This window comes from Pseudomonas sp. GXM4, assembly GCF_008923895.1.
Lineage (GTDB): Bacteria > Pseudomonadota > Gammaproteobacteria > Pseudomonadales > Pseudomonadaceae > Aquipseudomonas > Aquipseudomonas atacamensis.
The window spans coordinates 1-9190 of record NZ_WBRZ01000215.1; the positions used below are offsets into that span (position 1 = coordinate 1).

Consider the following 9190-nt stretch of genomic DNA (forward strand, 5'->3'; position numbering starts at 1 on the left):
CTGGCAAGCCAGCTCCCACAAGGTTCTTTGTGAATTGGGGTTTTTGTCCGAAATTCAGAAGTCCTTGGCCGATACCGCTCCGCCCGTTTCCCTAGACTCTGCCAATCACTTTTCGCGGCGGAGTTCCCCCCATGAACTACCTCATTTCTCTGGCCATCGGCCTGGGCGTCGGCCTGCTCTACGGCGCGCTCGATTTCCGTTCTCCCGCACCACCGGCGATCGCGCTGGTCGGTCTGCTCGGCATGTTGGCCGGTGAGCAGTTGTGGCCGCTGGGCCGGCAACTGGTCGCTGGCTGGTTGTCCTGAATTTCCCTTTTTCCTTTCGGTGGATGTGCCCATGAAAGCGTTGCAATTCGATCAGACCGGCGACCTGTCTTCCCTGCGTGTCGTCGACGTTCCGACCCCGGTGCCCGGCGCCGATGAAGTGCTGGTGCAGATCAAGGCTGCCGGCCTCAATCCCAGCGATGTGAAAAACGTCCTTGGGCGTTTTCCTTACACCACACTGCCACGGGTTCCGGGGCGGGATTTTGCCGGGGTGGTGGTCGAGGGGCCGCAAGCACTGATCGGTCAGGAAGTCTGGGGTACCGGGCGCGAGCTGGGCTTCTTCGCCGACGGCGCCCATGCGCAATTCGTCAAATTGCCGGCCAGCGGCGTGGCGCACAAACCGGCGCATTTGAGTTTTGCTCAGGCGGCCAGCCTTGGCGTGCCGTACACCACGGCGTGGGATGCGCTGGAACGCAGCCTGGTCAGCGCCGATACGCGCTTGCTGGTGATCGGCGGCGGGGCAGTGGCCACCGCGGCTTTGGCCCTGGCAAAAGTACGCGGCGCGCAATTGCTGGCGGCGGCGCGCCGGCCCGAGCAGGTCGCGGATCTGCAGCAGCAGGGCTATCAGACGATTCAACTGGATAAGCCTGAAGACCTCGGTGCCCAAGTCAACGCGGTGTATCGCGGCGGCGCCGACGTGATCTTCGACACCACCGGTTTCTGGCTGCCCGCTTCGGTGGCGGCACTGGCCACCTTCGGCCGCATCGCCATCATCGCCGCGCCGGTCGACGGCCACGTGCAATTGCCGGCGCTGGCGCTGTATCGCAAGGGCGGCTCGGTGGTCGGGATCAACTCTTTGTTGTACGGCGTTGAGGCGTGCGCGGCGATGCTCGAGCAGTTCGGGCGGTTCTTCGATGAGGATCGCTTGCCGCTGCCGCAGGGCTTGGTGGAGGTGCCGCTGGCTGAAGGGCTGGCGCGCTATGACGAGGTCAATCAGGGCGGCGGCGACAAGATCATTTTGCTGCCCTGACTCGCGCAAACACTTGTGGGAGCGAGCCTGCTCGCGATGACGGTGGATCAGTTAAACATTCGCCGACTGACACACCGCTTTCGCGAGCAGGCTCGCTCCCACAGGGGAAAGGCATAGGATTCGGGATCATTTCCGTAGGATCCAGGCCGCTTCTCTGTGGGCCACGTCCTTTTCGCTCGCAGACCGGCAAAACAGGGAAACCTCTGACTTCACCCATTGCAGTGCACCGTTGCACAGTCCCGTCTTTCAATCAGACACAGGGACAGGTGGATGCGCATCGCTGGCAGGCCCGTTGTTTTCACTCTCGAGATAGAAGGCGTTGCCCACGATCTTCAAGTGTTCGGCTTTCGCACCCGGGAAGTGCTCAACCAGACCTATGAACTGGATCTCGAGCTGGTCAGCGAGCGCCCCGATGTGGATCTGGAAGGATTGCTGCATCGGCCGGCCTTTCTCTGTTTCGGTGCCGACGGTAGCGGCATGCACGGGCTGGTCTATCGGGTCGGCCAGGGTGATTGCGGTGTTCGGCTGAGCCGTTACCAGATCACCCTGGCGCCACACCTTGCCTACCTCGCGCATCGGCGCAATCAGCGGATTTTCCAGAACCTGAGCGTGCCGCAGATCATCGCCAATGTGTTGAGCGATCACGGCATGCAGGCCGATGCCTGGTGTTTTCAGCTCAGCGCCGAGTACCCGGCGCGGGTGTATTGCGTGCAATACCAGGAATCCGATCTGCACTTCATCCAGAGGCTGTGCGAAGAGGAGGGCCTGCACTTTCACTTCCGCCACCGCCGTGAGGCGCACCTGTTGGTGTTCGGCGACGATCAAACGGCGTTCCTTAAACACGACGTGACGACGCGCTATGTGCAGGGCAACGGCCTGGTTGCCGATGCGCCGGTTATCGACCAGTTCACTGTGCGCCTGGAGCCTCGCTCCAACCGCGTCGAGCGCCGCGACTATCACTTCGAAAAGCCTGCGGTGCAGTTGGACGCCAAGGCCAGTGCAGCGCGGGGTCCGCTGCTGGAAGATTACGAGTTTCCCGGGCAGTTCACCCATCGCGAGCGCGGCAAGCACCTCAGCCAGCGTGCGCTGGAGCGCCATGGTGCCGACTATCGTCTGGCTAACGGGCGCAGCAATCAGGCGCTGATGCGCGGCGGCAGTTTCATGACCATGGCGGATTACTCGCGCGCCGATTGCAACGATTTATGGTTGCTGACCGAGGTCGAGCACATCGGCAAACAGCCGCAAGTGCTCGAAGAAGCGTTCACCGAGCAGGCTGACGCAGATGGTTTCAGTCAGGGCTATCGCAACCATTTCGTCGCGACGCCGTGGGACGTGGTGTTTCGCCCGCAGCTCAAGCATGTCAAACCGCGCGTCAGCGGCAGTCAGTTGGCGGTGGTGACCGGCCCGCCCGGCGAAGAAATCTACAGCGATGCCTACGGCCGCGTGAAAGTGCAAATGCTCTGGGATCGCGACGGCCAGCGTGATGAACGGTCAAGTTGCTGGCTGCGCGTGGCCACTGCCTGGGCACATGACCGCTACGGCAGCGTGCAGATTCCTCGCGTCGGTATGGAAGTGCTGGTGGGGTTCACCGATGGCGATCCGGACAAACCGCATGTGCTCGCCTGCCTGCCCAACGCCGAAACCCCGGTGCCACTGGACCTGCCGGCGCAACAGACGCGCAGTATCTGGCGCAGCCAGAGCAGCCCCGGCGGCGGTGGTTACAACGAACTGCGCATCGAGGACCGACAAGGCGCGGAAGAAATCTCCATCAGGGCGCAGCGCGACTTGGTGCAGCACGTGCTCAATGACTTGCGTGTGCAGATCGACAACCTGCATAGCCAAGTGATTGGCGGCGTCTCCAGCCTTGAGTTGCGCGACGAAGAACATCATCTGACCCATGGCAATCGCCTGACTGAACTCAAGCAGGACGATCATCTGTGGGTGCAGGGCGAGCAGCATGTGCGGGTCGCCAGCCAGCGCGTCAGTGCCGCGCAGCAGCTGCATTTCGGCGCGGGCGAGCAGGTGGTTTTCAGCGGCGGCCTGCAGATCACCCTGGCTGCTGGTGGGCATTGGCTGACGGTCGGCGCGGCCGGCATTTTCAGCAGTGTGCCGGTGGTGCAGGGCGGGGCGCCGACGGTGTGTCTGCCAGCGGAACCGTTGCTGCCGGGGGCCGCGCCGTTGCTCAAGGCGACGTTCGATGCCGTGCAGCAACGGCATGCGCTGCTGACCACGCGGACCTCGCGTTGCCTGATCTGCGAGGCAGCCCAGGCATGAGCCTTTTGACGGATTGGCCTGAAGGTTTGCCGTGGGCTGAGCAGCAGGCGTTTGTGCTGCTCGACGGTGCGACGATCGCCGATTTGCCGGCGCAACTGCGAAGGCTCGACCCCGCCGCCAACGCTTTTGCGCTGTACGACCAGCCACCGTTTTCGGCCCTGCGTGACGTCTCGCCGCTGCTGGTGGCGCTCGCTGACGCTGACGATCCGGTAGCGCGGTTTTATCGCCAGCACGCCCAACAGGAATGGGGCGTGCTGTTGTTCAGCACCGCGCCGGCGCATGAAATAGTCGCGCACTTGCGTCAGTTGCTGATCGTCGAGTTGCCGGTCGGCTCGCCGGTGTTGTTGCGCCTGGCGGATGCCGCCGTAGCGCAGGCGCTGTTTGCCAGCGGCGATGCGAGTCTGTTCGGGCCGCTGGGGTGCGTGGTCACGGCGGATGGCGCGCGGGGAGTCTGGCACTGTCAGCGACCTCGGCACGGGCAGGGTGGGGCGCTGGTGGCGCCGTATCGGTTGAGTGCGGAGCAGGATTCCGCGCTGGATCGGGTGGATCGGCGGCGGGTGTTGCTCGACATCGATACCCATCTGCTCAAGCACTTTCCTGACTTTCATGCCGGGGACACGGCAGTTGAACGCTGGCAATTGCTGGAACGCATCCACGCCCATGCCAGCGAGCTTGCCTTGAGCAGCCCGTCCGAGATTCTGCTGTACGCCAACGTGGTGGCATGGCTGGACGATGCAGCGTGCAGTCGGCATCCGCAGATCCATCAGCTGATGCACACACCTTCGCTGCAATCCCCCGGCGAGCGCGTTGCGATTGCCGCTGCAATAGCCTTTCGATGGGCCTCTGAGAGACATCAATCATGAACCACCCCGCCAACCTCGATGCGTTAGCCGCCTCGAAAGCGCCCATTGGTGCACCCGCCGCCTGCCCCTTGCGCAACACCCACGTGCAACTGCTGCCCCTCGCTTACGGCCTTGTCGAAAAACCCTTCGATCCCAGCACCGAGCTCACGCTGCCGTACACCCTGACCACGCGCCCCATGGGCATTCGCCGCCTGCGCGATGGCTGGCTGTACATCGTCGACAGTCTCAGCGGTGAGCTATACGAATACCGCGTGCTTGAAGGCGTGATCCGCGCATTGCTGCATCGCGGCAAAAGCGTCAGCGAGGAGCAGCGCAGCGCCATCGAGGAACGTCCGGCTTTGATCTTCTCGCGCAAAAGCACCCTTTACGTGACCTTTGCCGACGTGCAGTTGAGCGCGGCAAAGTGCCGACAGGTGCTGGACAGCGCGGAGGAACGCGAGCACTTCATGCAGGCGGTCGATCTTGGCCCGGTGCATTGTCTGATCGGCGGCGAGCATTTGCTCACCGTGGCCCAGGCGAAACAGTGGCTGGCGGAAGTGGCCTGCACAGCGAAACCGCTGGCCGAGGCGGACGCCACGCGGATGCCGGCGGTGCAGGTCAGCGATGCGCCGGAGCATGAGCGTGAACCCTATCTGTGGGAAAACCCACGACGTTTTCGCGAGGCGCATATCGGCGAATTTCTTGGTCGGGTGCGCGGACCTTATCAGGACGACACGCTGTTTCTGCTGGTCAACGACGACCTTGGGGTGATGCGCGATCTGGCTGATTATCAGGATCTGGTAGTCGGCTGGATCGAGCAGTGGAGCAACACCGACAACAACGAGCGCGACTATCTGCTGGCCAGCTACATCGAGTCGCTGAGCCAGTTGGGCGCTCAGGATTTCGACACCCTGGCCAAGGCCAGCGACGATCCGCGCGCCCAGGCATTGTTTGCTGAGCTTGAGCAATTGCCCGAACCGGATCGGGAAAATACCCGGCAGGCGCTGCTCGACTATCTGAACAAGGGTGGTGAGATTGTCCCGGCAGATACTCAGGCTCGACCTGAACTGCAGCAACAGCGCGAAAAGGCTTTGGACGAGTCACTGGCGCTGAACCGCTTCGACGGCGTTGCCCCGGATTTCACGGCGCACGCTCGCGTCACCGCCGAGGCGGACCGACGCTTTTACACCCGCGAATATTTTGCTGAAGTCGCCCCGGCCGACTTCGTCGAGCGCCATCTGAGCACACTGGTCGACCTCGGCAAGGATCAGAGCCGGCGCATGAAGGACGTGCTCGACGGCCCGCTGCTCAGCGGCAAGCGCGGCATCAATGACCTGATCGACCGCCCGGCCATGGACGAGGTGCTGAACAGTCATCGCGACAACCTCGGACGCTGGAATCGCCTGCTCGAACGCATCACCGCCGATCGCGCGCAACTGCTGTGCGCCGGGCGTTTCCATCGCTCGGCGTGGTATTTCGACGGCCAAGCGCAGATCGATCAGGCGCTCGCCAGCGAATACGCCTGTCTCAAGGACATCGGCCGCAGCGACGCGGCCAACGAGCAAATGCTCGATTACCTCGAACAACACCCGCAACTGACCCGCCCGTTGTTCTACACCTTGTCGCTGCGTTTGCAGACCGAACAGGCCGGGCAATATTCAACGCTGTTCAACGCCGGCATGGCGATGTTCAACAACCTGCCGGACTGGCTGGCCAAGTTGCAGAGCATCGAGCAGCCGCAGCTGCCCGCGCTGGACGACCTGCCCGCACACAGCCGAGTCCTCGCCGATGCCGTTCAAGACACCTACAGCCCGGCGCTGAACCTCGGCCTGAGCCGGGCGCTGGAAGGCTTCGATCTTGCCGGCGAGAAAATCCCCGACCTCGACGAACTGTTCCAGCGCCTGCCCAAAGCCCTGCGCCTGCGCGTCTTCGACGCCGCGCGAACCAGCGGCGTGACCTTCACTGTGTCCACCCCGGCGGAGCAATCGGCGCTGCAAGCCACGATCAAGGAAGTGCTGCGCGAACGCGACTACCTGAAAACCCTCAACCGCGAACGCAACCAACTCACCCACAACAAAAACCGCCAGGGCCACAAAACCGCCCGGGCGATGGAATTGCAGCAGGAAATCGTCCGCGTGCGCACGCAATTGGCGCTGTTCGAAGGCCGCCTCGCGGCAGCGTTGAGCCCGATCGACGAACTGCCGGATCGCTCGGCGCGGCTGTACGGCGCCACCCCGGCGAAAGCGGGATTGACGGTGGTGTTTCCGCCGGCGCAGCACGGGGAATTGCGTGGGTTGCTGGAGAACATTCGCGCGGGGGTGGCGGGGGTTTCGAAGGCGAGTCTGGTGCGGACGGAGGGGATGGGGTTGTTGGTGGTGTTGGTGCAGGTGGTGAATTTGGTGGGGGCTTATCGAGAGGTGATGAAGCAGACGAGGGACAGGAAGAAACGGGCGGATTTTTTTGCGGCTCTTGCCGCGACAGGCGCGGCGGGTTTTACCGCTGCGCAGGGGCTTGCTGATACAGCTTTGAAGGCTCGCAGCACGAGTCTAGTTGGGAGTTTGCAGCTTGAAGCGTTGCAACAGGTTCGTGTGCAAATGGGTAAGTTGCATGTGGGGTTGGGGATATTCACTTACACCTTCGGCCTAGTGTCATCCGTAAATAGTTTTAAAAATCACAGACGCAATTGGCAGGAAGCTGTTCGTAGCGGAGATCACTCGGCGCAAAGCGGGGCTGCACTTGCCACGATGGGCGCCGGCGGCATGGCGTCCGCCAACTCATACGGTTTAGGTGAAACCCTGTTTGCTGGCTACAAAGTAATTACTGCCCAAAACAATGCGGCGCGGACAGTCGCTTGGGCTGCCGCTGGTACACGTCTTTCTTTAATATTCTTTCGCTTCAATTTAGCCGGCGCGTTGTTCACCGTGCTGGAGTTCGTCGGGACTTGGCTGTTCAATCGGTACAACCTCTCCGCCCACGACAAGTGGTTGAAAATCACGCCCTGGAGCCGTGATGAAGAGATGCGCGGTGACCACTCCCTCGATGACTATCAAAGTTATCTCGCGTTTTTAATACACGCTCCTTATGCACAATCAGGACCTGAGTCAAGCGACACTTGGCTGAAGGCTTTGCTTTTTGGCGCGAAGCCTAGCGATATTCATTTGGTTCTGCCGAGGCAGGCGCTAAATGATCTTCTGCCGTCGTTAAACGGTAAACCGAGTCAACGGCTGGGAATCGGTGCCCATCGCCTTGTTGTACCGCTGCATGGTCGCGGTGTGCCGCAATTGCGCAAGGAAGTCATCAGTGAGGAAATATTGAGCAGTCTGCGAATCGTGAAGTCATCACCAGATGGTTTGGTGCTTTGTCTTCAATACCCCGTACGTCCTAACTCTGAATACGTGCCTGCAAAGGAAACGCTCGAACTTGCCGTATGTATTCAAGCTGTGAATGGTAAAGGCGAGTGGGCATCCCGAACACGTGTCATTCATATTGATCCTCGGGATACTGGCCATTTCGCTGTAGTAGTTCCCGGCTCGGTCAAGGAAAACCCTCCGGTACTGCTGGTAGAAACTCAATACCTCGAATGGGCTGACCATGCTGAATAATCACAATGAGCCTCTTGTTGATGCGCAATGTGAGGTGATTAGAAGAGCGGGTGATGTAGAGCCGTTCCCAAGCGGAAAAACTACCTATCTCGCACCGTTGCCACTGCCCACACCGATGCCCCCTTATGGCCCACATATCGGTGAGCTCAATGATGTTTACATGGACTTCGGATTAGGCCAGCCGCAAGCTTTCATGTGGCAAATGACGTTGGGAGGGCCATTTGCTACGTCGTTCTCGGTGCTTTTTTTATTCCCAGTTTTTACTGGGTTTTTGGGGATTATTTTCGGCTTTGGTCAAGAAGCCATTTGGGCGTCAATGCTTGCCATCTTCGAAGAGGCTTGCGAGAACACTGTATTTACCGGGCCTTTTAGCCTGTTCATCGGCCTAGGCGTCTGGCACCACGTCCACAAGAAACGCCTCTCCCTCATCCCAACCCGCTTCAACCGCCAACGCCGCGAAGTCTGCTTCATGCCCGAAGGCGCCACCGAACCTGTCTTTGTCCCGTGGGAATCGCTGTCCGCGTGGATCATCGAAGCCAAGGGCGCCACCCAATTCGGCATCCACCGCCAATACGGCATGGGCATCGGTTTCTACCAAGGTGAAACCCTCATAAGCCAGGAATTCCAATGCGCCGGCCTGGAGCTCGCGATCAGCCATTGGGAGGCGATTCGCGGTTACATGGAGTACGAAGTCAACGACCTCAAATCGATTCAGGATTTGCAGGATCTGCAAGGCCCGGACGACCCGCCCCACGAAGGCCTGCACACTTTCCGTAACGCCCGCGCGCGGATGCACCAGCAGATCCGTGAAGGCCGCCGCTCGCGGTTGTCGGGATTTTTTTGGTACCTGTATCACGTCATGACTTTATGGACGATTCCCAACCGTTTGGTCGAATGGGAAGTGCGCCGACTCGAAAGAATCGGCAAGCAGGCGCTGCCGGAAGTCATGCGCGCCTGGTCCGAGCCGCTGCCGAAAGAGCAATGGGCCAAGCCCAGTGAAGAGTTGTTGCGACTGAGTGAACAAGTGCGGCGGATGCACAAGCGCCAGCCGCATCGGCCGATTACGCAGATTTTCGCTGAGGTTTGCAGTCGGGGCTGACTGGGCGGTGCAGGCAGGTTCGATAGCTTTCGCGAGCGGGCTCGCTCCCACAGGAGACCACGCTACAAATGTGGGAGCGA

General features: G+C 61.0%; 6 protein-coding genes. All 6 read left to right on the forward strand.

The window, feature by feature from the left end:
- Positions 1 to 131 precede the first annotated feature (131 nt).
- A complete protein-coding gene (locus F8N49_RS21280; protein WP_073471384.1) occupies positions 132 to 305 on the forward strand; it encodes a DUF1427 family protein in 174 nt (57 codons plus the stop codon).
- Between the two features lie 31 nt (positions 306 to 336).
- Complete coding sequence (locus F8N49_RS21285) at positions 337 to 1293, forward strand: zinc-binding alcohol dehydrogenase family protein (protein WP_151552441.1); 957 nt, start codon at positions 337 to 339, stop codon at positions 1291 to 1293.
- A 270-nt stretch (positions 1294 to 1563) separates the two neighbouring features.
- On the forward strand, positions 1564 to 3567 hold the full coding sequence (gene tssI, locus F8N49_RS21290) for a type VI secretion system tip protein TssI/VgrG (protein WP_151552443.1): 2004 nt from the start codon (positions 1564 to 1566) through the stop codon (positions 3565 to 3567).
- The gene (locus tag F8N49_RS21295) at positions 3564 to 4430 is read left to right on the forward strand and encodes a DUF4123 domain-containing protein (protein WP_151552445.1); all 867 of its coding nucleotides are present in this window, start codon (positions 3564 to 3566) and stop codon (positions 4428 to 4430) included. The genes tssI and F8N49_RS21295 overlap by 4 nt, the downstream gene beginning before the upstream one ends.
- The gene (locus F8N49_RS21300) at positions 4427 to 8011 is read left to right on the forward strand and encodes a toxin VasX (RefSeq protein ID WP_151552447.1); all 3585 of its coding nucleotides are present in this window, start codon (positions 4427 to 4429) and stop codon (positions 8009 to 8011) included. Before F8N49_RS21295 ends, F8N49_RS21300 begins: the two co-directional genes overlap by 4 nt.
- A complete protein-coding gene (locus tag F8N49_RS21305) occupies positions 8001 to 9110 on the forward strand; it encodes a hypothetical protein (protein ID WP_151552449.1) in 1110 nt (369 codons plus the stop codon). The genes F8N49_RS21300 and F8N49_RS21305 overlap by 11 nt, the downstream gene beginning before the upstream one ends.
- The last annotated feature ends 80 nt before the right edge of the window (positions 9111 to 9190 follow it).